The sequence below is a fragment of the Burkholderia dolosa genome, from assembly GCF_902499135.1.
GTDB lineage: Bacteria > Pseudomonadota > Gammaproteobacteria > Burkholderiales > Burkholderiaceae > Burkholderia > Burkholderia dolosa.
Genome location: NZ_CABVPR010000049.1, coordinates 17416 through 43392, shown reverse-complemented (window position 1 = coordinate 43392; position 25977 = coordinate 17416). Strand labels below are relative to the sequence as shown.

General features: G+C 68.0%; 28 protein-coding genes. 14 read left to right on the top strand and 14 right to left on the bottom strand.

Going from position 1 to position 25977, the window contains the following annotated elements:
• Positions 1-242: 242 nt before the first annotated feature.
• From BUB20358_RS28600 to BUB20358_RS20395, 4 genes are all read left to right on the top strand, one after another.
• Complete coding sequence (locus BUB20358_RS28600) at positions 243-374, top strand: hypothetical protein (protein ID WP_258230475.1); 132 nt, start codon at positions 243-245, stop codon at positions 372-374.
• Positions 375-801: 427 nt separating this feature from the next.
• Positions 802-1275 carry a universal stress protein gene (locus tag BUB20358_RS20405; RefSeq protein WP_006767394.1) on the top strand — a complete coding sequence of 158 codons (474 nt, stop codon included), beginning with the start codon at positions 802-804 and terminating at the stop codon, positions 1273-1275.
• A gap of 71 nt (positions 1276-1346) precedes the next feature.
• Positions 1347-1622 carry a DUF1488 family protein gene (locus BUB20358_RS20400; protein WP_035975875.1) on the top strand — a complete coding sequence of 92 codons (276 nt, stop codon included), beginning with the start codon at positions 1347-1349 and terminating at the stop codon, positions 1620-1622.
• Between the two features lie 180 nt (positions 1623-1802).
• A complete protein-coding gene (locus tag BUB20358_RS20395; RefSeq protein ID WP_035975873.1) occupies positions 1803-2237 on the top strand; it encodes an Hsp20/alpha crystallin family protein in 435 nt (144 codons plus the stop codon).
• Between the two features lie 97 nt (positions 2238-2334).
• On the opposite strand, the gene BUB20358_RS20390 is transcribed toward BUB20358_RS20395, so the two are convergent.
• Positions 2335-3000: a nitroreductase family protein gene (locus BUB20358_RS20390; RefSeq protein WP_006767392.1), complete on the bottom strand. Its 666-nt coding sequence runs from the start codon at positions 2998-3000 to the stop codon at positions 2335-2337.
• A gap of 229 nt (positions 3001-3229) precedes the next feature.
• Here BUB20358_RS20390 and BUB20358_RS20385 point away from each other — a divergent pair, with 229 nt between their 5' ends.
• Together BUB20358_RS20385 and BUB20358_RS20380 are read left to right on the top strand one after the other, a co-directional pair.
• Positions 3230-3880 carry a BON domain-containing protein gene (locus BUB20358_RS20385; protein WP_035975871.1) on the top strand — a complete coding sequence of 217 codons (651 nt, stop codon included), beginning with the start codon at positions 3230-3232 and terminating at the stop codon, positions 3878-3880.
• A gap of 53 nt (positions 3881-3933) precedes the next feature.
• Positions 3934-4173 carry a hypothetical protein gene (locus BUB20358_RS20380; protein WP_035976218.1) on the top strand — a complete coding sequence of 80 codons (240 nt, stop codon included), beginning with the start codon at positions 3934-3936 and terminating at the stop codon, positions 4171-4173.
• Positions 4174-4270: 97 nt separating this feature from the next.
• On the opposite strand, the gene BUB20358_RS20375 is transcribed toward BUB20358_RS20380, so the two are convergent.
• The 5 genes from BUB20358_RS20375 to BUB20358_RS20355 all read right to left on the bottom strand — a co-directional run bounded on the left by BUB20358_RS20375 (position 4271) and on the right by BUB20358_RS20355 (position 9044).
• Positions 4271-6037: a SulP family inorganic anion transporter gene (locus BUB20358_RS20375; protein ID WP_045552371.1), complete on the bottom strand. Its 1767-nt coding sequence runs from the start codon at positions 6035-6037 to the stop codon at positions 4271-4273.
• A gap of 192 nt (positions 6038-6229) precedes the next feature.
• On the bottom strand, positions 6230-6469 hold the full coding sequence (locus tag BUB20358_RS20370; RefSeq protein WP_035975869.1) for a hypothetical protein: 240 nt from the start codon (positions 6467-6469) through the stop codon (positions 6230-6232).
• Positions 6470-6607: 138 nt separating this feature from the next.
• Complete coding sequence (locus tag BUB20358_RS20365) at positions 6608-7639, bottom strand: LOG family protein (protein ID WP_035975867.1); 1032 nt, start codon at positions 7637-7639, stop codon at positions 6608-6610.
• A gap of 20 nt (positions 7640-7659) precedes the next feature.
• The gene (locus BUB20358_RS20360) at positions 7660-7992 is read right to left on the bottom strand and encodes a c-type cytochrome (RefSeq protein WP_035975865.1); all 333 of its coding nucleotides are present in this window, start codon (positions 7990-7992) and stop codon (positions 7660-7662) included.
• Positions 7993-8042: 50 nt separating this feature from the next.
• The gene (locus BUB20358_RS20355; protein ID WP_035975863.1) at positions 8043-9044 is read right to left on the bottom strand and encodes an Acg family FMN-binding oxidoreductase; all 1002 of its coding nucleotides are present in this window, start codon (positions 9042-9044) and stop codon (positions 8043-8045) included.
• Positions 9045-9211: 167 nt separating this feature from the next.
• On the opposite strand from BUB20358_RS20355, the gene BUB20358_RS20350 reads away from it, so the two are divergent.
• The gene (locus BUB20358_RS20350) at positions 9212-10201 is read left to right on the top strand and encodes a zinc-dependent alcohol dehydrogenase family protein (RefSeq protein WP_006767386.1); all 990 of its coding nucleotides are present in this window, start codon (positions 9212-9214) and stop codon (positions 10199-10201) included.
• A 27-nt stretch (positions 10202-10228) separates the two neighbouring features.
• Here the strand turns inward: BUB20358_RS20350 and fnr are convergent, their stop codons facing one another.
• Positions 10229-11002: a fumarate/nitrate reduction transcriptional regulator Fnr gene (fnr, locus tag BUB20358_RS20345; protein ID WP_006767385.1), complete on the bottom strand. Its 774-nt coding sequence runs from the start codon at positions 11000-11002 to the stop codon at positions 10229-10231.
• A 435-nt stretch (positions 11003-11437) separates the two neighbouring features.
• On the opposite strand from fnr, the gene BUB20358_RS20340 reads away from it, so the two are divergent.
• Positions 11438-11980 (top strand): OsmC family protein, encoded by a 543-nt coding sequence (locus tag BUB20358_RS20340; protein WP_006767384.1) that lies wholly within the window; start codon positions 11438-11440, stop codon positions 11978-11980.
• 91 nt (positions 11981-12071) lie between these two features.
• Here the strand turns inward: BUB20358_RS20340 and BUB20358_RS20335 are convergent, their stop codons facing one another.
• Together BUB20358_RS20335 and BUB20358_RS20330 are read right to left on the bottom strand one after the other, a co-directional pair.
• Entirely contained in the window at positions 12072-12719 is a 648-nt protein-coding gene (locus BUB20358_RS20335; protein WP_006767383.1) for a response regulator, read from the bottom strand.
• Positions 12716-14707, bottom strand: a complete 1992-nt coding sequence (locus tag BUB20358_RS20330) for a sensor histidine kinase (RefSeq protein ID WP_006767382.1) — start codon at positions 14705-14707, stop codon at positions 12716-12718. Before BUB20358_RS20330 ends, BUB20358_RS20335 begins: the two co-directional genes overlap by 4 nt.
• Before the next feature lie 258 nt (positions 14708-14965).
• Here BUB20358_RS20330 and BUB20358_RS20325 point away from each other — a divergent pair, with 258 nt between their 5' ends.
• Positions 14966-15436 (top strand): universal stress protein, encoded by a 471-nt coding sequence (locus BUB20358_RS20325; RefSeq protein WP_035975858.1) that lies wholly within the window; start codon positions 14966-14968, stop codon positions 15434-15436.
• A gap of 58 nt (positions 15437-15494) precedes the next feature.
• On the opposite strand, the gene BUB20358_RS20320 is transcribed toward BUB20358_RS20325, so the two are convergent.
• The 4 genes from BUB20358_RS20320 to BUB20358_RS20305 all read right to left on the bottom strand — a co-directional run bounded on the left by BUB20358_RS20320 (position 15495) and on the right by BUB20358_RS20305 (position 18941).
• Positions 15495-16328, bottom strand: a complete 834-nt coding sequence (locus tag BUB20358_RS20320) for a universal stress protein (protein WP_006767380.1) — start codon at positions 16326-16328, stop codon at positions 15495-15497.
• On the bottom strand, positions 16325-16828 hold the full coding sequence (locus BUB20358_RS20315) for a universal stress protein (RefSeq protein WP_035975856.1): 504 nt from the start codon (positions 16826-16828) through the stop codon (positions 16325-16327). The genes BUB20358_RS20320 and BUB20358_RS20315 overlap by 4 nt, the downstream gene beginning before the upstream one ends.
• Before the next feature lie 70 nt (positions 16829-16898).
• On the bottom strand, positions 16899-18098 hold the full coding sequence (locus BUB20358_RS20310; RefSeq protein WP_006767378.1) for an acetate/propionate family kinase: 1200 nt from the start codon (positions 18096-18098) through the stop codon (positions 16899-16901).
• A gap of 3 nt (positions 18099-18101) precedes the next feature.
• Positions 18102-18941: a universal stress protein gene (locus BUB20358_RS20305; RefSeq protein WP_006767377.1), complete on the bottom strand. Its 840-nt coding sequence runs from the start codon at positions 18939-18941 to the stop codon at positions 18102-18104.
• Positions 18942-19127: 186 nt separating this feature from the next.
• On the opposite strand from BUB20358_RS20305, the gene BUB20358_RS20300 reads away from it, so the two are divergent.
• The 5 genes from BUB20358_RS20300 to BUB20358_RS20280 are packed head-to-tail and all read left to right on the top strand — an operon-like array spanning position 19128 to position 24291.
• Complete coding sequence (locus BUB20358_RS20300; protein ID WP_035976213.1) at positions 19128-19667, top strand: hypothetical protein; 540 nt, start codon at positions 19128-19130, stop codon at positions 19665-19667.
• Positions 19657-20403 carry a beta-ketoacyl-ACP reductase gene (locus tag BUB20358_RS20295; RefSeq protein WP_035975853.1) on the top strand — a complete coding sequence of 249 codons (747 nt, stop codon included), beginning with the start codon at positions 19657-19659 and terminating at the stop codon, positions 20401-20403. The genes BUB20358_RS20300 and BUB20358_RS20295 overlap by 11 nt, the downstream gene beginning before the upstream one ends.
• On the top strand, positions 20400-22214 hold the full coding sequence (locus BUB20358_RS20290; RefSeq protein ID WP_035975849.1) for a PHA/PHB synthase family protein: 1815 nt from the start codon (positions 20400-20402) through the stop codon (positions 22212-22214). Before BUB20358_RS20295 ends, BUB20358_RS20290 begins: the two co-directional genes overlap by 4 nt.
• Complete coding sequence (locus BUB20358_RS20285; RefSeq protein ID WP_035975846.1) at positions 22211-23254, top strand: bifunctional enoyl-CoA hydratase/phosphate acetyltransferase; 1044 nt, start codon at positions 22211-22213, stop codon at positions 23252-23254. The genes BUB20358_RS20290 and BUB20358_RS20285 overlap by 4 nt, the downstream gene beginning before the upstream one ends.
• Complete coding sequence (locus BUB20358_RS20280; protein ID WP_006767372.1) at positions 23251-24291, top strand: zinc-dependent alcohol dehydrogenase family protein; 1041 nt, start codon at positions 23251-23253, stop codon at positions 24289-24291. Before BUB20358_RS20285 ends, BUB20358_RS20280 begins: the two co-directional genes overlap by 4 nt.
• A gap of 137 nt (positions 24292-24428) precedes the next feature.
• Here the strand turns inward: BUB20358_RS20280 and BUB20358_RS20275 are convergent, their stop codons facing one another.
• Entirely contained in the window at positions 24429-25895 is a 1467-nt protein-coding gene (locus tag BUB20358_RS20275) for an MBL fold metallo-hydrolase RNA specificity domain-containing protein (RefSeq protein ID WP_006767371.1), read from the bottom strand.
• Between the last annotated feature and the right edge of the window lie 82 nt (positions 25896-25977).

The following is a 25977-nucleotide window of genomic DNA, read 5'->3' as shown; positions in this document are numbered from 1 at the left end:
ATGTCTCCCGTTCCGTTGACGTCAACATGCTACGTGAACATAGATCAGTTAACAACGGAACGGGACACTAGCTCCGTATTAACGGAGGACGCTGCGCTCGTGTCGAGACTTGGTCATGCCGGCATGCCGTTACCTTTCGTGTCGTCAGTTGGACGGACGTCGTCCCCGATAGCCAGGTGCCTCGACCGGGGGCCTGTCAGGAATTTCGCGTTTAAGGCATAACATGCTCTCAAGGAGCGTTTATGCCTCGCAAACCGAAAGCCCAGCCGGTGGACCTGCCGGCGATACCGGCCGAACTGCTTGAGCAGTTTGGCAACGGACCGATGACAGCAGAAGCGATCAATGCCGCGACGCTGGTCCTCTCTCCTTCATGATCTCGCAGCGGCGCGGGTACGCTATTTCCGAATGCGACGCACGACTCGTTGAACGTCTGGGCGATCGCCAGAGCTGCCCGAAGGATGCTTTCCGGAGTCCCAGACAAAACCAAAAATCCCCGAAAGGCCGCCAAGCCAGCGGAACGATGAAGTACCTCGCCAGTGAACTGCCGCTGGTCACTTCCTCAGCTTGACGTTCGCCGCCCGCATTAGCGCAATCACTGGACACGATCAGCACACGAACGGACACCATTAGCAGTATCTAAGAACTTCAACGTCGACAGTGCCGCGTCGTTCGTCGTCGCTCACCTCCACCGCTTTGCGGTCGCGAACCATTGACGTCGGTCAACGCCCGTTTCCGACAAGCGGCAATGATGAAGACTCATCCCGGTGACGCAAGCGCGTCGCTTACAGCAGCGAGGTCGGCATGTACACGAACATCATGGTTGCCGTAGACGGCAGTCCTTCATCGAATCGGGCACTCGACGAGGGTTTGAAGATGGCGCAGTTATGCGGCGCCCGCCTGTTCGCCGTGTTCGTCGTCGACAAATCGATCCTGTTCGCATATGGCGGCCACATGGAGCCCGAAGCGCTGCTCGATGAAATCCGGCGTCACGGCGCGGCGCTTCTGCGAAGCGCCCGACGCACCATTTCGCACGCGGCGGTGAACGGCGACACGGAACTCGTCGAGACCGAAATCGGCGAGGAACTCGTCGAACGCCTGCGCCGCTATGTTGTCGATCGCTCGATCGATCTCGCCGTGATCGGCACTCACGGAAGACGCGGCGTCCGGCGGCTGCTGCTCGGCAGCGTCGCCGAGCGTTTCCTGCGCGAGTCGACCTGCCCGGTTCTCCTCGTGCGCAGCGACGATGCTGGTCTTCGCGCGGCTGCGGCGGCGTAGCGCCGGCGGGCGACGCGACAGGCGACAGGCCGGAAAGCGATCCCGGCTCACGTGTCGATGAGGTGACCATCATGCAGATATCTTTCCCTGCGGAGCTGCCGGCGTACTGCGGCCTCAATCCGTCCCTCCGCTTTCCGGCGCTGGTGAATGGCACGCGCGTGCGGTGCACGATCACCGCGGAAGCGCTGGAGGACCACTTTCATGCGGCGTCCTCGCGAGAACAGGATCTCGTCAACGCCTTTTGCCGCCACCGCCCGGCGATCGAGCGCGCGGCGCGCTGTCTGCTCGAGGAGGTCGGCGGGCGGCCGGTCCTGCTGCACAGCGGATACTTCCGCTTCTGCACGTGATAGCGGGCGGCCGTTGATGCGTATCAACGCCGCGCCGCGACGTACGAATACGCTGAATGCGGCAGGATCGTTCGGCCGTCCGGCGGTACACGCTGCCGTGCCGCTTCGATCCGCATCACGGCTCTGCGCAGGCGGGACGGCAGCGTAGAGCGCACGTCAACCGTTCGAGGAGTGCACATCATGAGCCAAGTCACGCGTTACGATCCATTTTCGATCGAGCCCGTTTCCGACCTGTTCCAGGGATTGTTCCGGCCGCTGCGCGGGATGGCGATCGCAAACGAGCCCGACCTTGCGTCGATGAAGATCGATGTCACCGAGAGCGACGGCGCGTATAACGTGAACGCCGAACTGCCCGGCGTCGCGAAGGACGACATCGATATCCAGATCGCCGGTCGGACCGTGTCGATCAATGCGAAAGTCGAGCGCGCCAACGAGCAGAAGGATGGCGAGCGTGTGATCCGGCGTGAGCGGTACAGCGGCGCGGTCAGCCGCTCGTTCTCGTTCGCGCGAGAGATCGACGATGCCGGCGCGACGGCGACGTACCAGGACGGCATCCTGTCGCTGACGCTGCCGAAGAAGGTGCCGATCGGGCAGACCAAGGTGGCGATTCGTTGACAGGCTGACTGCCGGCGGCGATCCATGTGTCGCCGCCCGAAACGGCACGCGCGCGCTCGCGCGCCGTTTCAGGCTGGAGCGCACCGCGCCGCGTCGCTCACGCATCCGGGATGGTGGCGTTGGCCCGATAGCCGACGGTTTGCGCGAGGATCGGCAGTTCGTCCTCGTTTAGCCGGAGCGCATCGGCAAGCGCGCGGTGATTGATCCAGCCACGTACGACCGTTCCGAGTCCGACCGCTGCGCAGTACAGCGACACATTTTGGGCGATCGCGCCCGCCGCGATGGCGGAGAACACGTCGCGCTGCTGCGGCGGCATTTCGAGTGTTACGGCAGTGCGCACGACGTAGACGAGGTCCACCGGCGCACTGCCGACGAAGTCCTGATAGCCGGTCAGATTTCGCGCATCGGCGGCGTGCTTGAGCACGAGCCGATGCGTGGGCGCGTCATATCGATAAACGCCGCACGACAGCGCGACATGGATATCGATTTCATTGAATGCATGCGCAGACGGCGCCGTACGGCCGCCGCTCGCCGGCCGATTCACGCCGTCCGCGGCCCACAGCATCGTCGCGAGCATATCGAGCGGCAGCGGCGTGGCGGCGAATTCGCGCGAACTCATCCGTGCCGACAGGGCGGCGAGCAACGAGATGCGTGCGTCGAGACTCGGAGCGGGCAGGTCGATGCTCGCCGGCGACTCGCCGATTGGCGGCCGCGGCTGCGCCGCAGGCGCAGCCGAATATTTCAGCAGTTGTCGCTGGTTCATCTGGATCTCCTTGAGGTCGCGCCGTGCATGCGTCGAACGTCGCGTATCGACGGACCCACGATAAGGCGCTCGACGCACGGGCGCTTGACCTTCGTCAAGCGATACGTCGAGGCATGGACGCGTGCCGCGCGAAGCTGCCGTTGACCTGCATCAGCGAACCGGCGCCGCACGTGTGCAAATCTGGCTGCGTGCGGCCCACGGGCGGGCCGTCGTCACTGGAGTGCAGACGATGAAAACCGACAAGCAGTTGAAGCAGGAAGTTCAGGAGGAGTTGGAGTCGGATCCGGCGATCGACTCGACGCGCATCGGTGTCGAAGTGTCCGACCGGATCGTGACGCTTTCGGGCCATCCGCCCAGCTATGCGGAGAAGCTGGCGATCGAGCGTGCGGCGAATCGTGTGGCCGGCGTCAGGGCGGTCGTGGTCGACATGACCGTGCATCTGCCCAACGACGACGTGCGCACCGACGAGGACATCGCGCATGCCGTGCGCTCGGTCCTGCACTGGACGGTCGGCCTGCACGAAGATGCGGTCAAGGTGCAGGTCGAACACGGCTGGATCACGTTGTCCGGCAAGGTCGATTGGGCATACCAGAGCCATCTTGCCGTCCGCGCGATTTCGCAGATGCGCAGCGTGACGGGCGTGACGAATCACATCAGCGTGCAAGGCGCGGTCGGATCGGCGGACATCGGCGCGAACATCCGTCGCGCGATCATGCGGCACGCGGAGCGTGAAGCGAAGCACATCGGCATCGACGTGCGTGACGGCACGGTGCGGCTGTCGGGCAAGGTCGGGTCGTTCTCCGAGCGCAAGGCAGTGCGCGGCGCCGCCTGGTCGGCGCGCGGCGTGCGGGCAGTCGTCGACGATCTGGTCGTCGAGTGAGCGGTGAACCGCGGCGGACGTCGATGTCCGTGCAACCGAAGGAGGTCGATCAAATGGCGCTTTCAGGCGAGCTTCACGACGCCGACTGGACGGTGGCGGTCGAAACCGTCGCGGCAGAAGCGGGCGGCTATCGTTGCCGCGTACATGTGACGCTTACGGCGCCGAACGGCGCGTGCGAGCGCACGTTCGCGCACAGCAGGACGCATGCGACCGAGCACGAGGCCGCGCTCGAAGGGCTCCGTGCCGGCATGACGTGGATCGAAATGAAGAGATCGGACACGTTCACGATCTGAACTGCCGCGTGACAGGCGCGGATCGCATCGAAGGCGACGCGGTGCCGTCGCACGATGCGGCCCGCGCCAATCCGTACGCATCGCGGCTTTGACGCGCTCACCGGTCCGCTCGATCGCGCGCATGGCGCGCGGCTTCTTGCGGCATCGGACGACCGACCGGGCGTCCGGGCGGGCTTTTCCGCTGCACGTGATGGGCGACGGCATCGGTCACGGTCGGAAAGAAGCTGGCCGGCCCGAAAGCGTCGAACAGTCCGTACGCGCGCAGCCGGTCCTTCACCGGCCCCTTCATCTCCGCAAAATTCAGTGCGATCCCGCGTTCGGCGAGTTCGTTGCGAAGCGCTACGAGGCGATCGGCGGCGCTCACGTCGATATCGGTGACGGGTTCCGCCGCAACGACGACGCGTACGACGGGCCGCGCCGCCTGCGCGAGCGCGGCGTGCAGATGCTCGCAGAAGATTTCGACGTTCGCATAGAAGAGCGGCGCGTCCCAGCGAAACAGCACGAGCCCCGGCGTCTGCACCGCGTCCGGATGCCGCGCGATGTCGTGATAGCCGCGCACGCCGGCCAGCCGGCCGAGCACGGCATCGTACGGATGCCACGCCCGCCACACGAACGACAGCAGCGACAGCGCGCTCGCAAGCAGGATGCCGGGCACGACGCCGATGCCGACGACGCCCGCGAAGCACAGCACCGAGATCAGGCATTCGCTGCGCCGCATCCGGTACAGTCGCACGACGCTGCGCACTTCGGCGATGCCGAAGGCGGCGTACATCACGACCGCGGCCAGCGCCGCGCGCGGAACGAGCGTCAGCAGCATCGGCGCGGCCACGAGCAGTAACGCGATGCATGCGGCCGCGACCAGATTCGTGAGCTGGCTCTGCGCGCCTGCCGCGATCGCGACAGGCGTGCGCGACGCGCTGCTGCTGACCGCACAGCCCTGCATCGCGCCGGCCAGCAGGTTTGCCGTGCCGAGCGCAACGAGTTCCTGGTTGCGATCGGGTGTGTCTCCCGCACGTGTGGAAAGCGCACGCGACAGCATGCTGATGTCGGCGAACGACACGAGCGCGACGGCCACTGCACCGGACGCGAGCGCAGTCAGGTCGGCGAGCGACACGCGCGGCAGATGCGGTGCGGGCGCACCGGCCGGCAACGCGCCGACGGTTGCGATGCCCTGCAACGGCAACAGCTGCGCGAGCGCGGTCGCAGCGACGACGGCGATCAGCACGCCGGGCCAACGCGGGACCGTTCGCTTCATCAGCGCGATGCCGGCAAGCACGCTCACGCCGAGCAGGGCGGCGTGAGCCGAGAACCGGTGCCCGGCGAGCGCTTGCAGGATCTGCGGAATGCTCGAGAACACGTCGGTGCCGTAGACGGACATCCCGAACAGCTCGGGCACCCGGCCGATCGCGAGCGCAATCGCGATGCCGTTCAGGTAGCCGTATTGAATCGGACGCGACAGCAGGTCGGTGACGAAGCCGAGCCGCAGCGCGCCGAGCAGGATGCAAATCGCTCCGGACGACAGCGCGAGCGCGCCGGCGAGCGTGACGGCACGTTGCGGATCGTGACCCGCAAGCGGCGCGATGGCGCCGGCGATCAGCGCGGCGAGCGCGGAATCGGGACCGAGCACGAGGATCCGGCTCGGCCCGAACAGCGCATACGCGAGCAGCGCGGCGATCGATGCATAGAGCCCGGTGACGGCCGGCAGTCCGGCCGCCTCTGCGTAGCTCATTCCGACCGGAACCAGTACGGCCGACAGCGCGATGCCCGCATACAGGTCGCGTGCGAGCCACGCGCGCCGGTACTGTGCGATGAGCGCAATGCCGGGGAGCAGGCGTGCGACGCGGGCGGAAAGGGGCCGGCTCATCGTGGTTTCATCCGGCATCGGCGCAGACGCGATCGTATCGGCACGTGCCGTTGTGCCGAGAAGTGGCGCGACGTGACGGGCAACGACGGAGCCACGAAACGGCCAGCCCCGGCGATCCATTGCATCAGCCGGCGATGCAAGCGCCGCCGCACGGCATGCGCGGTCGATAGCATCGCGCAGCGGCACCCAGCGTCACGCCGCATCGAGCGCCGAAAGCTGCAGTGCCCGTGCGAAGCGGGCGAGCGTCGCGATCGAGCCGGTCACGCTTTCGTAGCGCTCGCGCCCGATCTGACCGTCGAGTATCACGAGCATGCCGGCTTCCCGGGCAAGTGCGACGAGCGCCTGCGTGTCGAGGGCGGCGGCGCCGGGTTCGCTCGCGCGACGGGCGGCGCCGGTGTCCGATCCCGAACGAGGGGTGGCAGCGTATGACATGGCGTGTCTCCTGACGGCTGCGGCCGGTCTGCGATGCAGCCGGCGTCTACGGTTTCAGTATCGTCGCCGCGTCCGGACGATTCAATCAGCGAGTCCCGAAGCTGCGGTAGGAATCGCGCAAACGGCGTCGGCGGATTCCTACAGGGCGCGCGGCTTCGATGAGGGGCGCCGGCGTATCGTCCGCTGCGCACGGCGCTGCGCATACCAGCATCCGATCGCGCGCCAGATGTCGGCTGCGGACTCGCAATAGGTGAACAGCGCGAGGTCGCGCCGGTCGATCATCCCTTCGTCGGCGAGGAACGCGAAGTCGACCGCCCGACGCCAATACGCCTCGCCGACGAGGATCACCGGCAGCGGCGCGATCTTTCGCGTCTGCAGCAGCGTGAGTACCTCGAACAGCTCGTCGAACGTCCCGTATCCGCCGGGAAAGAAGACGGCGGCTTTCGCGCGCTCGAGCAGGTGCAGCTTGCGGATCGCGAAGTAATGAAACCGGAAGCAGAGCTTCGGTGTGATGTACGGATTGGGCGCCTGCTCGCGCGGCAGCTCGATATTGAAGCCGATGCTCGGCGCGCCGCGCTCGTATGCGCCGCGGTTCGCCGCTTCCATGATGCCGGGCCCGCCGCCGGTGACGACTGCGAGCCGCGCGTCGCGCGTGTGCCGGTCCGCATGCGCGACGATGCGTCCGAACTCGCGCGCGACGCGGTAATACGCGCTTTGCTCGACGAGCCGGCGGGCGGCTGCGACCGCACGGCGTCGCGCCGCATCGTGCGGCCGTTGCGCAAGCAAGCGGTTCGCATCGCCCAGCCGTGCATTCGCGATCGCCGGCGCGACGATGCGCGTACTGCCGTAGATCACGACCGCATGACAGATGCCCGCGTTCTGCAGCCGTTCTTCCGCCTTCCAGTAGTCGAGCTGCAGCCTGATGCCGCGCATGCTCGAACGCTGCAGAAGGAACGCGTCGTCGTCGGCAGGCGCGCAGCGGCGGCGCGTAGTCGCTGCGCGCCGCGCAGCGCACGCACGATGCGCGCCGGTGCCGTTGCCGGCGGCGTCGCCCGAACGCGCGTGCGCCCGTTCGACGCGGGCCGGTGCGACCGTTGCGTCGGCTGCGCTGCGCAGCTCGGCGCCGCCCGGACCGTCGACGGCCCGCGCGCGCTTCGCTATGGTCGGCATGAGTGGACGATGTGCCCCGATCACTGACTCAGCACCCATTGCACGAGCCGATGCGCATCGTCGGCGGACAGCGGGCCGCCGCGCTCGACGGCGGCCGGCATCGGTGTGTCTCCCCAGTGTGCCGGGCCGCCGACGCGCAGCTTGCGCTCGAGTTCGTCGGCAGCGCTCGGCACGCCGCGGTATCGCTGCGCAATCTGATGAAACGACGGGCCGAGGAACGGCATGTCGGACGTGTGACAGAACATGCAGTGCTGCGCGTCGACGAGCTCCGTCGGCTCGGGCACCGTCGCCTGTGCGGAGGCGATGCCGGCAGCGGCGATCGTGCAGAAGGGGAGGAAACGGACGACTTTCATGTTTTTCTTCCTTGTTCGGGCGACGGCGGCGAACCCGTCGCCGCGTGCGCTCACGAAATCACGTCGTCGAGCGGGCGACGGGGCGAATGCGCGGTATGCGGCCCGCGTCCGACGCGCAGCAGCAGCTGGGGCTCGCCGCGAAGGCCGAGCATGTGGCACAGATGTGCGCGCAGTCCGGGCGTTTCGATCGGCTGATTCAGGTAGGACGCGGTGTAGCCGGCACGCGTCGCGACGAGCAGGATCCGCTCCAGCGCCTGCCCTGTCGCGAGCCACGCATCGCGGTGGTCGCGTACGGTCGAAAGGCAGACGATCAACGGCGATGCGCCGACGAGCTGGTGATGCAGCGCGGCCAGCCCGTTGCCGAGATCGAACGTGCGTACCGCCATCGTGACGATCGGCGCGGCGAAATCCAGCAGCACCGGCACGCCTGCCGCGAATGCCGGCATCCCGTCGACGCGCCGGCGCGGATCGATCCAGCTCGCGAGCTCGCGCCGGAAGCGCGGGTCCGCGAACTGCTGTCGGTCGGCCTCCGCGACCAGCTCGGCGACCCGAGCGCGATGCGCGATCGAATCGACGCACACCACATCGACGCCTTCGGCGACGCCCGCCGCGATCAGCTCGCGCTGCAGCTCGCCGGGCACCGCGGTCGATTCGAACGGCGCACGCGTCGTCACGCGCTTCGGAATCGCATCGAACAGCGTGCCGAGAAACGGGTCAGAATAGCCGTCGTTGCAGATGCGCACGAGCGCAAGCAGATCGGGATCGATATCGGAAGGAAACGTGCTGATCGTGTGCGCGAGTCCCGCGTGATCGAGCGCGACGCGCAGGTTCAGCAATGCTGCGCCGCAACTGATGATCAGCTCGCGGTCGAACGGATCGACCACCGGCAACGCGCGCACACGGTCCGCGCAGACGGCGATCGTATTGCCGTCGACGATGAACCGCCACGGCTGCGAGTTATGGCTGGACGGCGCCAGCACCGCGTAACGCAGCAGCGACTTCAACTGCTCGTCGGGATGGGCGCTTGCGGCAAGCGGGGTAGCGGACATCATGCGGACATCTCCTGGTAGCCGGCCGGCGGCATGCGATTTCATCGTGTCAGCAACCGCGCGGCGGCCGTTGACTCACGTCAAGCACGGGCGACAGGGCGGCATGCACGCCGCGCACCGGCGGCTACGCTTGGAGAACGAAACGCGAACGATCGCACCCGGAGGCCGGCATGCTTGCGATGACGTTTGACGGCACGACGCCGACCCTGCGCGCGACGCAGGTTCCCGACCCGCAGCCCGCGCCGGGCCAGCTGTCGATCGACGTGCTCGCATGCGGCGTATGCCGGACCGATCTTCACGTGATCGACGGCGATCTCGCGTACCCGAAGTTGCCGCTGATTCCGGGGCACGAAATCGTCGGCACCGTGCGAACGCTCGGAGCAGGCGTGACCGGCTTCTCCATCGGCGACCGGGTGGGCGTGCCATGGCTCGGATCGACGTGCGGTCGTTGCGCGTATTGCGCATCGGGCCGCGAGAATCTGTGCGACCGCCCGGCATTCACCGGCTATACGATCGATGGCGGCTATGCGGAACGGGTCGTCGCCGACCATCGGTATTGCGTGCCGCTGCCGCCGCGCTATTCGGCGCTGGAAGCCGCGCCGCTGCTGTGTGCGGGACTGATCGGCCATCGCACGTTGCGAATGGCAGGCGATGCGCGGCGAATCGGCATTTACGGCTTCGGCGCGGCCGCGCATCTCGTTGCACAGGTCGCGCATCTCGAAGGCCGCAAGGTGTTCGCGCTGACGAAGCCGGGCGATACGGCGGCTCAGCAGCTTGCGCGCTCGTTGGGCGCGACGTGGGCCGGCGGCAGCAACGAGACGCCGCCGGAGCCGCTCGATGCGGCGCTGATTTTTGCGCCGGTCGGCGCGCTGGTGCCGGCGGCGCTGCGTGCGGTCGAAAAAGGCGGGATCGTCGTGTGCGGCGGGATCCACATGACGGACATTCCGGCTTTCCCGTACGCGTGGCTGTGGGGCGAGCGCCGCATCGCGTCGGTCGCGAACCTGACGCGCGCGGATGCCCGCGAGTTCATGCGGATCGCCGATGCGATGCCGCTGAAGGTCGAAGCCGTGCGCTATGCGCTGACCGATGCGAACCGCGCGCTCGACGATCTGCGCATGGGGCGCGTGTCGGGAGCGGCGGTGCTGAGCGTGCGCGCTTGACGTCCGGCACGCACGCGCGGACTCGCGTCAGATGCGGCGGAGTCCATCCGGGTCGACGATGCTGATCTGCTTGCCGTGCGCCGCGACCAGCCCGTTGCGCTGAAACTTCGACAGCATGCGGCTGACCGTCTCGAGCTTCATCCCGAGGTATTCGCCGATTTCGTCGCGCGTCATCCGCAGCACGAACTCGGCGGCGGAGTAGCCGCGCGCCTTGAAGCGCGCGGAGAAATTCAGCAGAAACGCGGCCACGCGCTGTTCGGCGCTCATCGTGCCGAGCAGCAGCATCAGCGCGGATTCGCGGACGATCTCGCCGCTCATCAGCTGATACACGTGATGCTGCAGCGTGCGCACTTCGCGGCACATCTGCTCGAGCTGCCCGAACGGAATGATGCAGACCGTGCTGTCTTCGAGCGCGATCGCGTCGCCGTTGTGCCGTCCGGTGTGAACGCCATCCAGTCCCAGCGATTCCCCGACGATCTGAAAGCCGGTGATCTGCTCGTCGCCGTCGCGATGCATCATGACGGTCTTGAACGATCCCGTTCTCACTGCGTAGATGCTGTTGAACGTATCGCCGGCGCGGTAGAGCGTTTCACCGCGCTTGATGTGCCGGGTCGTGCAGATCATCGCGTCGACGCGCGCGAAGTCCTCAGTCGAAAGATTCGTCGGCAGGCACACCGTGCGCAATGCGCACGACGAACAGCGGGACGCCGCACGCTTGGGCTGGTCCGTCCGCTCGACCGGATGCAACGGGATGAACGGACGCGACGGGATGGTTGGCGAAACATCGGCATGGCTCTGCATGATCGGCTCCAATTCACAGGGCGGCGCATCGCTTTAGCGCAGGATCGCGCGGGCCGCCGTACCGGCGGCCTGGACATCTGCCGCCTTCCTTGACAGGGAACCACGCCGGGCGGGTCGGGAGGCCGATATGCCGGTCTCGACCGTGATGCAGCCTTTGCTCCGCGTGGCACACGTACTTGTTTTTCTTGATACGGAGTATGGATGCCGGATGGCGTGAAGAAAATCAGCGGGAATTGAAGATGCGGTAGGGGACGCGGAAGTGCTGTAGGACGTTTCCTACAGCGATGCGGCAACGTGTCGCGACCGGCGCGGCGTGCGGTAGCGCGATATCTGCGCAGTCCGCGCAGTCCGCGCCAACGGGCCGGCGATGGATGCGACCGCGGTCTCGTTGACGTCGCTCAACGGCCGCACCGTCGCGTCGAACTATCTTCGACGATGCGGGCACGGCTTCGCTGCACCGGATGCCGGCAGCTACGCTGCGTTTGTCATACGATCGGCTTCGGCCGCGGGAGGGAACGGAAAATGGACGAAGGACGCGTGACGGTCGATGTGATTCAGGTCGAGCGATTTCGTTTTCGGGTCGAATTTCCGGAAACCGGAGCACTGCCGATCGTCACCGACGAACAGCAGCCGCTCGGCGACGGCGGCGCACCGAATCCCGTTCGGCTGCTCGGTGCGGCGGTGGCCAACTGCCTCGCGGCGAGTTTTCTGTATTCGCTGCAGAAATATCGGAACGATCCGCATCCCGTCACCGCGCACATCGAGATCGGGCTGATCCGCAATGCGGCGGACCGGCTGCGGGTGGGCAGCATGCGCGTCGAGCTGCGGGCCGGGAAGAAGTGGGCCGAACTGTCGCACGCGGCTCGTGCGCTCGACCAGTTCGAGGCCTTTTGCACCGTGACCGAAAGCGTCCGCCACGGCATTCCGGTGACGGTGAGCGTTACGGATATCGCCGGCCTGCCGTTCGACGGTGCATGATGGGTGCGATCGCCATGCGCGTGCCGTTCGTTCGCGATCCTTTCGCGGCCGCGCGTACACCGCTAGACGGCGGCCCGTGCGGCTCGCGCCGTCAGAGATCGTCCGGATCGTCGAACAGCTTGTGGCGCATCGCGTAGCGCACGAGCGCCGTGTCGTTCGGCATCTGCATTTTTTCGAGTATCCGCGTTTTGTACGTGCTGACGGTCTTCACGCTCACACACAGCGCCTGAGCGATTTCCGAGATCGACTGCCCGCTCGTCACGCGCCGGAACACGTCGAACTCGCGATCGGACAGGCGCTGATGCGGCATCAGATCGGTCGGCTCGTTCAGACTCTGCGCGAACTGCTCGGCCATCGCGAGACTCACATAGACGCCGCCCGCGGCGATCTTGGTCAGCGCCGCGACCAGTTCCGCACTCGCGCTTTCCTTGGTCATGTATCCGGATGCGCCCGCCCGGAACGCGCGAACCGCGTACTGCTGTTCCGCATGCATCGTCAGCACGAGGATATGCAGTGCCGGCTTCTCGTCCTTGATCTGCTTGATCAGCTCGACACCGTTTCGGCCGGGCATCGACAGGTCGAGCACCAGCACGTCGGCGTCCGTGTCGCGCACGAGCGCGATCGTGGACGCACTGTCGCGCGCTTCGCCGGCTACGTCGAAGCCACGTGCGTTCTGCAGGATGTGCCGCAGGCCGTCCCGGACGAGGGCGTGGTCGTCGGCGATGAGTACCTTGGTCATGACAGCACGTCTCCTTGGCAGATCGCATGAAGCGGTAGCGTGACGGTAATCGTGAAGCCCTCACCAGGCCGGTTGTCGATCGTCACCGTGCCGTCGAGCATGTGCGCGCGCTCTCGGATGCCGATCAGCCCGAATGACGGGCGATCGGGCGCGTCGTGCGTGTCCTGCGGCACGCCGTGCCCGTTGTCGGCGATGCGCAGCGTGCAATAGCCGTCGTCGAGCTTCAGCACGAGCTTCACGTGCGTCGCGTCCGCATGTCTGGCGACATTGTTCAGCGCCTCCTGAACGATTCGGAACAGCGTGGTGGCGCCTGCATTGGTGAAAACCGTATCCACGGGTGCGATGTCCTTGTCGACCGTGATCCGGTAGCGGTGCGTGAAATCGTTCGCGAGCCACTCGATCGCCGGCACGAGGCCGAGGTCGTCGAGCATCACGGGCCGCAGGTCGGCTGCGATGCGCCGCACCGACGCGACGGTCGAATCGATCAGCCGGTGCATGCCGCCGAGCTGCTCGCGTACGCCGCTGTTCGGTGCGACGACGCCCGACAGCCCGAGTTCGACGGCCGAAAGATCCATCTTGAGCGCGGTGAGTTGCTGCCCGAGATCGTCATGCAGTTCGCGGGCGATCCGGGTTTTCTCCTCCTCGCGCACGTTCTGCAGGTTGGCGGACAGCTCGCGCAATTCCTCGCGCGACTGCTTCAGCGCATTGTCGGCCCGGACCCGCTCGGTGACGTCGCGCAACATGACCGTATACAGCTTCGCGGTGCCATCGCGAATCTGCGATATCGACGCTTCGATCGGAAATTCGGTGCCGTCGCCGCGCAGGCCGAACAGCACGCGCTGCCGCCCCATCTGTCGGTCGGACACGCCGGTCACGCCGAATTGCTCGACGTGCTTCGCATGCGCGGCGCGAAAGCGTTCCGGAATGAAGCGCGACAGCGGCGCGCCGATCGCTTCCATCGCCGACACGCCGAACACGCGTTCGGCCGCCGGGTTGAAGATCACGATGGTCTGACTTTCATCCACCGTAATGATGGCTTCCATCGACGAGCGGATGATTCCCATCATCCGGGCTTCGGTCGGCTGACCGTCCGCCGACGGGGCCGCGACGGGCGTGCGCATCGCGGCCTGCCGCACCAGCGCCGCCAACGCGCATGACAGCGCGATGCCGGTCAGCAGAGCGGCAATTGCCGATGTCGGCACGTCGGGGCGCAGCGCGCGATAGCGCAGCGACAGCGCGGTGCCGCCGAAGATCAGCGAATCGGTCCGCTCGAACGTTTCTTCCGACACGGCGGAGTCCGCGCCGCCGAACCCGCCCGCATAGACCGGCGCCGCGGGACGGTTGGCCGCGATCTCGACGTGCAGCCGGTCGAGAATCGCCGGATCGACGAGGCGGTCGGGATCGAGGGCAGCGTACACGTACGCGGTCGCGATTTTTTGCGACGGTGCTCGCGATACATTGTTTTCAGCGGCCGCTTCAATGGGCAAATAGAGCACGAGTCCCGAGCGGGCGCCGGTCACATCGGTGCTGTCCGGCATTGCGCTGGCCGCCAGCGCGACCTTGCCGGTGTCGGTTGCCCGCTGCAGCGCGCTGCGCGTCGCCTGATCGTCGGCGATCGCATTCGCGCGGATTGCGCCTAAACGGCGGACCGGCGACTGGAGGCCGTCCAGATCGAGACTCGCGACATATTCGCGCCACGCATCTGCGGACGGCTCCGCAGTCGATGCGGAAGCGAAGCCGCGCGCGCCGCGCACTATCGCCGCGGCATTGAGGAGGCTGCGCCGTGCGCTGGCCGTCGCGAGCGTGGCGCGTTGCGCGAATTGCGCGCGCGCGTCCGCCTGCGTGTCGTTTCGCAGGAGTCGGGCGGCGGCGAACGACGCGCAGAGCCCGAGCGCCAGCGTCGCGAGCGCCGCGACGGCCGCGCGTCGTGCAGACCGCGCCTGGCCGGAAGCCGGTGCGGCCTTCGAAGAGGGCGCATTGACTGTCATTGCCGTTCATCCTGACGGACATCCCAGCGGCGCGCCGATGGCGGGCCGAATGCGAGGCGTGAGGGGCGACGCTGATCGGAAGCTGCGATCTCGTGCGCGATTGTGCGCCGCTTTGCCGGTTTTCGCCAATCGGGACCGACGCCTACCCGCCGGCGGTCCGTCGCCGCACGTGCACGCTTGACCGACGTCAACGCGGCCAGCCGGCCCGGGTCCAGACTGGTTTCGCGACGGATCAACGCAATGCAAACGGGAGGCGCGATGTACGAACGAATCTTTGCAGCGCTCGACGACAGCCGCGGCGCGCGACTGGCGCTCGACGAGGCCATTTCACTGGCGCGTGCGTCAGGCGGTACGGTGATCGCCGTTTGCGTCGTGTCCGACTGGCCGCGGCTGACGAGCGTCGACAGCGGCTACATCGAGCAGCGCGACCCGGCCGGACTCGACGCGGACAAGGCCGCTATCGCGATCGCCGATGCGCAAGCCGCATTCGCGCTGTCCGGCGTGCGCGGCTCCGCGCAGACGATCGACGCGTGCGGCGAGGACACGTCGGTCGTCCTTGCGCGAGCGGCGGCCGAATGCGATGCGGACCTGATCGTGATGGGCACGCACGGTCGCCGTGGCGTGCGAAGGGCGCTGCTCGGCAGCGTGACCGAATCGCTGCTGCGTGACGCCGACCGGCCGGTGCTGGTCGTGCGCGACGGTCCGGACGCCTGTGCGGGCGGATTGTGAAAAAAGCATGGGGCGCCCGTAAGCGGCGCCCCGCGGCCGGCTGTCCGGCGAGACCGCTTCAGTGCGACAGCAGAACCGGCACCGTCATGGACTCGAGGATCGTGCGCGTCGCCCCGCCGAGCACGCGCTCGTGCATGCGCGCGTGGCTGTACAGGCCCATCACGAGAAGATCCGCGTGCAGGTCGGTGATCCGGTTCAGTAGCGTCACGCCGACGCCGGCAGCTGGATCGTGCGGCGTCGACGAGAACGCGGCGCGGATGCCGTGACGCTCGAGATACGCGGCGACATCGACGCCGGCGGGCGTCCTGTCGGGGTCGGGGTGCCCGTGAACGATCGTCTCGACATTCACGAACCGTGCACGCGCGAGCAGCGGCAGTGCGTCGCTCATCGCGCGTGCGGCTTCGCGTCCGCCGTCCCATGCGATCAGCACGTTTTCGCCGAATGTACGCAGGTCGCCGGCATACGGCACGACGATCGCCGGGCGTCCGCTGCCCATCACGACGTCCTCGACGAAATGGCGCGCAACGTGCGTCATGCGATCGTTGGGGTCCTCCTGGCCGAGCAGCAGCAGGTCGGCGTGACGCGCATGCTGGAGCGCCGCGTCGATCGCCACGCCGGACGGTGCCTGCCATTCGACCGTGCGTCCGGCCCGTTCCGCAGCCGCCAGGAATTTTTCCTCCGCCTCCTTGCGCCGCTGGTCGCACAGGCGCTCGTACACGGCGAGCTTCAGCGGCTCGTCCGGGCGACGCAGCGGCTCCAGCAGATCCTGGCAGACGACATAGAGGCCGATCAGGTGCGCGTTCCAGCGTCCCGCGAGATCGAGTGCGAGCGCGACGCGCGTCGCGCAGCGATCGCTGTCGTCGAGATGAACGAGCAGGGTCTTGTAGCTCATGACGATTCCTTTTCGGTTGATGCCGCAACGGTTTGGGCCGGCTGCTTCGCTGCGCAGCCCGCGGTGATCATCAGAACGGGACACGTCGCGTGACGCAGCACCCGTTCCGCCACGCTGCCGAGCACGACGCGCCGAAAGCCGCGCCGGCCGTGCGTGCCCATGACCAGCAGATCGGCGCCCATATCGTGCGCGACGCGCACGATCCGCTGTGCGACGTCTTCGCCGGCCGGCTCGACGTTGGCGATCTGCGGCGTGCCGCGCACGCCGCGCGCGGCCATCCGGCGCGCCGCGTCTTCGGTGACGCGCAGTCCTTCCTCGCGGAACGAATCGATCAGGATCGACGGGTCGTATCCGAACGTGTCGTAAGCCGGCACGAGGAAGTCGACGACGTAGACCGGCGTCAGTTGCGCACCCGCTTGCGCCGCCACGTCGAGTGCGGCATCGAGTGCCCGCGACGACGTTTCGCTGCCGTCGACCGCGACGAGAATGTTCGAGTACACGATGGTCCCCTTGAAATGATGGTGCACGCTTCCATCATCGGCGCGTGCACGCCGGTCGCGCTGATCTGGATCAAGCGCCGCTTTGGCCGCGAAGCAGGCGGAGCGCGGCGCGCGCCGCGATCCACGCTTCGTTGGCCGGTTCGACGACGACCGTGACCGCGCTCGACGCGGACGACACGACATGCGCGTCGGCCGCGTTCGCCGCGGCATCGACGTCGATGCCGAGCCACGCGAGCGACGTGCAGATCCGTTCGCGCAATACGGCCGAATGCTCGCCGATGCCCGCGGTGAACACCAGCATGTCGAGCCCGCCGAGCAGCGCGATCAGTGCGCCGGCTTCGCGCACGATCCGATGGACGTACAGCGCGAGCGCGTCGCGCGCCGGTTCGTCGCCGGCCGCTTCGCGTTCGAGCAGCACGCGCGGGTCGCCCGACGTGCCGGATATGCCTTTGAGGCCCGACTCGCGATACAGCATGCGACCGAGCGCGTCGCCCGACAGCTTCGCCGTATCGAGCAGATGCAGCACGACGCCGGGATCCAGCGTCCCGCAGCGCGTGTTCATCATCAGCCCGTCGAGCGCCGAGAAGCCCATCGTCGTTGCGACGCTGCGGCAGTCGCGCATCGCGCACAGGCTCGCGCCGCTGCCGAGGTGCGCGGCGATCACGCGGCCGTGCGCACGCGCGCCGAACGACTCGTCGAGCGCGACGGCGAGGTATTCGTACGACAGGCCGTGGAATCCGTATCGGCGCACGCCGTCGTCGAACCATGCGCGCGGCAGCGGCAGCAGCCGTTCGACGCGCGGCAGCGTGCGATGGAATGCGGTGTCGAACACGGCGACCTGCGCGACGTCGGGAAACGCATCGTGCAGCACGTCGATCGCGTCGACGCCGTGCGGCTGATGGAGCGGTGCGAGCGGCGTGAGCGTCCTGAGCCGATGCAGCACGTCGTCGTCGACGATGACCGGCTCCGCATATCGCGTGCCGCCGTGCACGATCCGGTGCGCGACCGCGCCGAGCGCGATGTGCGGCAGCGATGCACGGATCCACGCGACGATGCGTTCGAGCACCGTGCGATAGCGGTCGCCGTCGGCGGGCGGCAGCGTGCATGGCGGTCCGCCGTCGACGCACAGCACGATGCCGTCGCCGGTGTCGACCGCTTCGCCGCCGTGCAGCGGCCGGCGTGCGGGATCGCCGTGCGGCGGGTACGCGAAGAGCGCGAACTTCACGCTCGACGAGCCCGCGTTGACGACGAGTAGCGCGAGCGTACGCATCGTTCAGTGCGACATCAGGACCGGCAGTGTCATCGACGCGAGCACCGTGCGCGTCGCGCCGCCCATCAGCAGCTCGTGCCAGCGCGAATGCCCGTATGCGCCCATCACGAGCAGGTCCGAACCGGATTCGTACGCGCGCGACAGCAGCGTGTCGCCGACCGATGCGCCGGCGCCCGCACCGATATCGAGCACGTGTACGTCCGGTGCATGGCGCGCCAGCATCAGCGCGGCATCGGCGGCCGGCACGCGTGTCGCGGCGGCTTCCGAATCGCCGTTCGTCACGGCGATGACGGTCGTGCGCTTCGCACGTTCGAGAAACGGCAGCGCGTCGTGTGCGGCGCGCGTGGCTTCGCGGCTGCCGTCCCAGCCGACGGCGACGCGTTCGCCGACCGACGCGAACGTTCCCGCGTACGGCACGAACAGCACGGGCCGTCCCGCGGACAGCACGAGGTTCTCCGCAAACTGGTCGTCGATGTAGGTCTCGGGGTCGTTCGGATCGCTCTGGCCGGCGATCACGAGATCGGCGAGCCGCGCGGCGCGCGGTACCGCGACGTTCGCGCGGCCGTCCGTGCGAAGCCACGCCGACGGCACCTTCGCACGCGCGGTTTCCGCATGAAACAGGCGCTCGAGCGCCGCACGCCGCTCGTCGCGCCGCTCGCGCTGATCGCGGAAGTAGTCGGCGGACCCGGCCATCACGTAGAACGAGTGCGGTTCGGGCGTATAGATCGCGAACAGCCCGGTCAGATGCGCACCGAAGCGCCGGGCGACGCGCAGCGCGAACTCGAGGCGCGCATGCGCGCCGGTGCTCGTGTCCAGGTGCACGACTAGGCTTTTGTAGCTCATCGGAATCGCTCCATCGACGGGTCGTCCGTCAGTGCAGTTCAGTCTACGGAGCGTGCCCGGCGCGCGCTTGACTCAGATCAACGGGGCTCGCGCGCCGCCGCCGCACAGTGACACGGACGCGGCGCCGGGCTCGAGCCTGGCGCACGACGACGCCAGCCCGGTCACCGGATCGAACGAGGAATGACGATGAGCACCGACACTTTGACGAAGCCGAACGACGTCTGGCGCGCAGCCGGCGATATCGCATTGCGCATCCACGCGCTGAGCGCCGACTGGCGGCACGAATGGCATGCATTGGCCGGCCGGCGCATCGAGCGCGACCGCGACGCGATCCGCCGGCTGCAGCATGCGCTGGCGGAATCGGAGCACTGGCCGGCTTTCGGCGAAGCCGTTCAGCGCGCGATGCGCGACTATGCGATTGCGTCGGTCGCGATCTGGCAGGACGCGGCCGAGCTGGCGCTGCGCAGGCAATACGAAAGCGCCGGCGTGTGGCGCGCGTGGGCGCGCGAATACGGTGCGGGCATGCTGCCGCGCTATCAGACCGACTGGCTGCCCGATCTGAGCCGGCTTGCGCTGATCGACGGGGCCAGCATGCCGTGGCACGACTGGATGACGGCGGTCGAGCACGGGATCGCAGGCGACGTCGGCGGGACCGAATCGTCCGATGGCGCGCCGGTACGTCCGCACGGCAAGGACGCGGCGCGGGAGGTCGAGCATGTGCGCTGACCGTGTCGCGCTCGTCACGGGCGGAATGGGCGGCCTCGGCGCCGCGATCGGCCGTCGGCTGCATGAGGCGGGGATGACGGTCGTCGTCACGCACACCGAACGCAACGATCATGTCGCGACCTGGCTCACGCGCGAGCGCGAGGCCGGCCGGACCTTCCATGCATTCGAGGTCGACGTCGCCGACTACGCGTCCTGCGAGCAATGTGCGGCGCGCGTGCTCGCGCAGTTTGCGCGCGTCGACGTGCTCGTCAACAATGCCGGCATCACGCACGACGCGACGTTCGTGAAGATGACCAGGAGCATGTGGGACGCGGTGCTGCGCACGAATCTCGACAGCATGTTCAACATGACCAAGCACTTCGTGCCCGGCATGATCGGCGCCGGCTTCGGGCGGATCGTGAACATCGGGTCGGTGAACGGTGCGCGCGGCGCGTACGGGCAGACGAATTATGCGGCGGCGAAGGCCGGCATTCACGGTTTCACGAAGTCGCTCGCGCTCGAACTCGCGCGCTACGGCGTGACGGTGAATACGGTTTCGCCGGGCTATCTCGCGACGAAGATGCTCGAGTCGATCCCGACCGACGTACTCGACACGAAGATCCTGCCGCAGATCCCGCTCGGGCGCCTCGGCGATCCGGACGAAATCGCCACGCTGGTTTCGTTTCTGTGCTCCGACGCCGGTGCGTTCGCGACCGGTGCGGAGTTCGCGGTCAACGGCGGCATGCACATGCGATGAATGCGCCCCTGATCCGGCGGCCGCTCGCACACGCTCCGGCACGGCCGTCGGCCGCGGACGACCGCGGCGACGAGCGGTGCGACCGCCGACAGAGCGAGGCGACGCCGGCGGAACGGTGGGATCGCGACGCACGCGCGACCGTTGCCGCGATGACGTTCGGGTTGTCGCCGACGTCGGTCGCGCTCGCGACGCTCGACTGGGCCGCGCATCTGGCGGTGTCGCCGGGCAAGTGCTTCGCACTCGCGCTGCAAGCGTGCTCGATCGCGTCGCCGGAGACGACGGAGAGCCGCGCACCGGACGAGGCCGCCGAAAACGGCCTCGCGGTGCACGCGGGCGACGCCGATGCGCGCTTTGCCGCGCCGGCATGGACCGGATGGCCGTTTCGGCTGTATCGCGACGGCTTCCTGTCGGTTCAGCGCTGGTGGCGCGATGCGACGCGCGGCGTGCCGGGCGTCGAGCGGCACCACGAAGAGCTCGTCGGGTTCGTCGCGCGGCAATGGCTCGACGCATGTTCGCCGGGCAATTTCATCGCAACGAATCCGGTCGTGCTCGATGCGACGCTACGCAGCGGCGGCGCGAATCTCGCGGCCGGCATGCGCCACTGGCTCGACGACGCGAGCGCATTGCCCGGCCGCGTCGGCGGTTTGCCCGCGCGCGATGCGCGCGCGTATCTGCCGGGCCGCGACGTCGCGATCACGCCGGGCCGCGTGGTGTGGCGAAACGCGCTGTGCGAGCTGCTGCAATACGGTCCGACGACCGGCCGCGTCGCGCGCGAGCCGATCCTGATCGTCCCGTCGTGGATCATGAAGTACTACATCCTCGATCTGCAGCCGCACAACTCGCTGATCCGCTTCCTCGTCGATTCGGGTCATACCGTGTTCGTCGTGTCGTGGTGCAATCCGGGCGCCGATGCGCGCGATCTCGGGCTCGACGACTACCTGCGCGACGGCTGCATGACGGCGCTCGACGCGGTCCGGTCGATCTGCGGCGAAGCGGTTCACGCGGTCGGCTATTGCCTCGGCGGCACGCTGCTCGCGATCGGCGCGGCGGCGCTCGCGCGCGACGGACGGCAGAGCGCCGTGCTGCGGTCGATCACGCTGCTCGCGGCACAGACCGACTTCAGCGAGCCCGGCGAGCTCGGTCTGTTCATCGATGCAAGCGAATTGTCCGCGCTCGATGCGCTGATGTGGCGGCAGGGCTATCTGGACGGCGCGCAGATGTCGGCGGCATTTCAGCTGCTGAACGCGCGCGACCTGATCTGGTCGCGGCTGATGAGCGAATACCTGCTCGGCAAGCGCACGAAGCCGAACGACCTGATGTCGTGGAATGCGGACACCACGCGGCTGCCGTACCGGATGCATTCGGAGTACCTGACGCGGCTTTTTCTCGACAACGAGCTCGCGGCCGGCCGCTATTGCGTCGACGGCCGGCCGGTCGCGCTGTCGGACATCGACGTGCCGACGTTCGTGGTCGGCACCGAGCGCGACCACGTATCGCCGTGGCGCTCGGTCTACAAGCTGCATCTGCTCACGCACCATGCGCTGACTTTCCTGCTGGCCGCAGGCGGTCACAACGCGGGCATCGTGTCGGAGCCCGGTCACCCGGGGCGTCGTTACCGGTGTGCGACGCGCACGCCCGGCGCACCGTACCGCAGCCCGCACGACTTCGTGCGTGAAACGCCGGCCGTGGACGGATCGTGGTGGACGTGCTGGCGCGACTGGCTGCGCGAGCATTCGTCGGGCGACGTGCGCGCCCGCACGCCGGACGCGGGGCTCGCCGCGGCCCCCGGCTCTTACGTGATGCAGCCATGAACGCGAGCCGGCACCCGGACGACGCGGGCGGCGGCTCGCAGCTGCCCGGCCTGCTGCCGCGGGCGGGCAGCGTGCTGCCGGCGCTGATCGAGCGTGCGCGCAGCGCAGCGCCGCTCGCCGTCGCGGTCGTGCATCCGTGCGACGCGACGAGCGTCGCCGCGCTCGCCGCACTGGCCGCTTCGCCGCTGCGCACCGCGATCGAGCCGCTGATCGTCGCGCCGCGCGCAAAGGTAGCGCGCGCCGCAGACGCCGCCGGCGTCGATCTTGCCGCGTGGACGATCGAAGACGTGCCGCACAGTCACGCGGCGGCGGCCCGGGCGGTCGCGCTTGCCGCGGCCGGCCGCGTCGGCGCGCTGATGAAGGGCAGCCTGCATACCGACGAATTGATGTCCGCGGCGCTCGCCGCGGATTCGGGCCTGCGCACGGACAAGCGCATGTCGCACTGCTTCCTGATCGAAACGCCGGCGTATCCGCGGCCGTTCATCGTGACCGACGCGGCGGTGAACATCGCGCCGGATCTCGCGCAGAAGGCGGCGATCGTGTGCAACGCGATCGACGTCGCGCATGCGCTGGGCGTCGATTGCCCGCGCGTGGCCGTGCTGAGCGCGGTCGAGACCGTCAATCCGGCGATGCGCTCGACGCTCGATGCGGCGGCGCTCGCGAAGATGGCCGAGCGCGGCCAGATCGACGGCGCGATCGTCGACGGCCCGCTCGCGTTCGACAACGCGATCTCGAAGCGCGCGGCGCTCGACAAGGGCATCGATTCGCCGGTCGCGGGCCGCGCGGACATCCTGGTCGTGCCCGATATCGAGGCCGGCAACATGCTCGTGAAGCAGCTCGAGTATCTGGCCGGCGCAGCCAGCGCGGGCGTCGTCGGCGGCGCACGCGTGCCGATCGTGCTGACGAGCCGTGCCGACGGCGTCGCGGTCCGGATCGCTTCCTGCGCGCTGGCGGCGTTGCTCGCGCACGCACGGCTCACACCGCCGGCCGCGGCTCCGGCCGACCAACGTAGAACCTTTTCGATGGAGGAACAGGGATGAAAGCACTCGTGTACCACGGTCCGGGCCGCAAGGCGCTCGAACGCCGGCCGATGCCGGAACTGCAGGCGCCGACGGACGCGATCGTGCGTGTGACGCGCACGACGATCTGCGGCACCGATCTGCATATCCTGAAGGGCGACGTGCCGACATGCGAGCCGGGCCGCATTCTCGGCCACGAAGGCGTCGGCGTCGTCGAGCAGGTCGGCGCGGCGGTCGACGCACTGAAGCCAGGCGATCGCGTGCTGATTTCCTGCATTTCGTCGTGCGGCCGCTGCGACTATTGCCGGCGCGGACTGTATTCGCATTGCACGACCGGCGGGTGGATTCTCGGCCACCGGATCGACGGCACGCAGGCCGAATACGTCCGCATCCCGCATGCGCAGACGAGCCTGTACCGCATTCCCGCCGGCGCGGACGAGGATGCGCTGGTGATGCTGTCCGATATCCTGCCGACCGGTTTCGAATGCGGCGTGCTGAACGGCAAGGTGCAGCCGGGCTCTACGGTCGCGATCGTCGGCGCCGGTCCGATCGGCCTCGCGGCGCTGCTGACCGCACAGTTCTACTCGCCGGCACGGATCGTCATGATCGATCCGGACGGCAACCGTCTCGAAGTCGCGCGGCGGTTCGGCGCGACCGACTGTTTCGACGGCCGCGCCGAGGATCCCGTGGAGGCAGTGATGAAGCTGACCGACGGCATCGGCGTCGATTGCGCGATCGAGGCGGTCGGCATACCGGCGACGTTCGAAATGTGTACGTCGCTCGTCGCGCCGGGCGGCGTCGTCGCGAATGTCGGCGTGCACGGCGTGAAGGCGGATCTGCACCTCGAGAAGTTGTGGGATCGCAACATCTCGATCACGACGCGGCTCGTCGATACGGTGAGCACGCCGATGCTGCTGAAGACCGTGCGCGCCGGCCGCCTCGATCCGCAGCGCCTGATTACGCACCGGTTCTCGCTGGACGACGTCGAGCGCGCGTACGACACGTTCGGCCGCGCCGCGCAGACGCATGCGCTGAAGGTGATCATCGAGGTCGGCTGACGGCGGGCCGCGACCGGTGGGCAGCGGCACGCATTGACGGGTCGCTGCCGTGCGGCGTCGGCGGGCAGGGGGCGGCGGCGGCGATCAGGACGAAGCCTTCGGCATCGCCGCCGCCGCACCGGCGTCGTCGTCGCCTGTCAAGACGAAGTCGCCGGCGGTCGAGACGAAGCCGTTGCCGGCCAGGACGAAGCCGTCGCCGGTCGGGACGCGCCCGCGGACCGCTCGCGCAGATCGCCGGATTCCACCGCATCGAGATCGGCGCATTGCCCATAGACCGGCACTTCGCACGGCCAGTGCAGCCGCTCGGCGATTCGCCGCCGCAACGCATCGGCCGCGGCGGGTTCGCCGTGCGTGACGAAGGTCCGCTCCGGCGCACGCTGCATCGTGCCGAGCCATCGCAGCACCTCCTCGTAGTCGGCGTGTGCGGACAGCGTCGTGATCGATTCGACCTGCGCGCGCACGCGGACGTATTCGCCGTGGATCTTCACCGTCGGTTCGTGCGCGGCGAGCGCCGCGCCGCGCGTGCCGGCAGCCTGATAGCCGACCAGCGCGATCGTGTTGCGCGCATCGGGCGCGTAGCGGGTCAGGTGATGCAGCACGCGTCCGCCGGTCGCCATCCCGCTTCCGGCGATGACGACCATCGGCCCGTGGTGTTCGCCGATCGCCTTGGACTGGTCGACCGTGCGGGTCATCGTGGCCGCATGGCCGAGCGCGTCGGCTTCGGACAGCGTCAGCCGGTGTTCCAGGATGTGGCGGCGATAGATCTCCGTGACGTCCGTGGCCATCGGGCTGTCGAGAAAGACGGGCACGCGCGCCATGCGGCCGGCTGCTTTGAGTCGCGCGATGTAGTGCAGGATTTCCTGCGCACGGCCGACGGTGAAGCACGGCATCACGACGACTCCGCCGCGCGCGAACGTCTTGTCGAACAGCGCGGCCAGTTCGTTCTCCGGATCCGTGTCGGGATGCAGCCGGTCGCCGTACGTCGATTCGACGACCAGATAATCCGCATGAACGGGCGGCAGCGGCTGCTGCATGATCGGGTCGCGATAACGGCCGAGGTCGCCCGAGAACGCGAGCACCTTGCGATCCCAGTGCACGACGACGCTCGCCGCGCCGAGAATATGCCCGGCCGGCAGCAGACGGCACGACAGGCCGCCGGCGAGCGCCGTGCACTCGTCGAACGCGACCGGCGTGAGCAGATGCAGCGCGCGCTGCGCGTCGTCGACCGTATAGAGCGGTTCGGCCGGGTGATGCTTCGAGTAACCGTGCCGGTTCGCGAAGTCGGCTTCTTCCTCCTGCAGCCGTGCGCTGTCGCGCAGCATGATGTCGCACAGTTCGGCGGTGGCGGCGGTGCAATACACCGGCCCGCGGTAGCCGTCGCGCGCGAGCACCGGCAGATAGCCGCTATGGTCGATATGCGCGTGCGTGAGCACGACCGCGTCCAGCGTGCCGGGCGCGAACGGTAACGGACTCCGGTTGCGCAGCCGCAGGTTCTTCGTTCCCTGAAACAGCCCGCAATCGATCAGAACGCGGCGGCTGCCGTGCTCGAGCAGGTACTTCGAACCGGTCACGGTTTCGGTCGCACCGAGAAAAGTCAGTTTCATGAAGGCCTCGCGGGAAGTCGGGCGGTAACGGGTCGATTGGATGGAACCGAACGCCGGGCGTCACGATGGCGATGGCCACGCG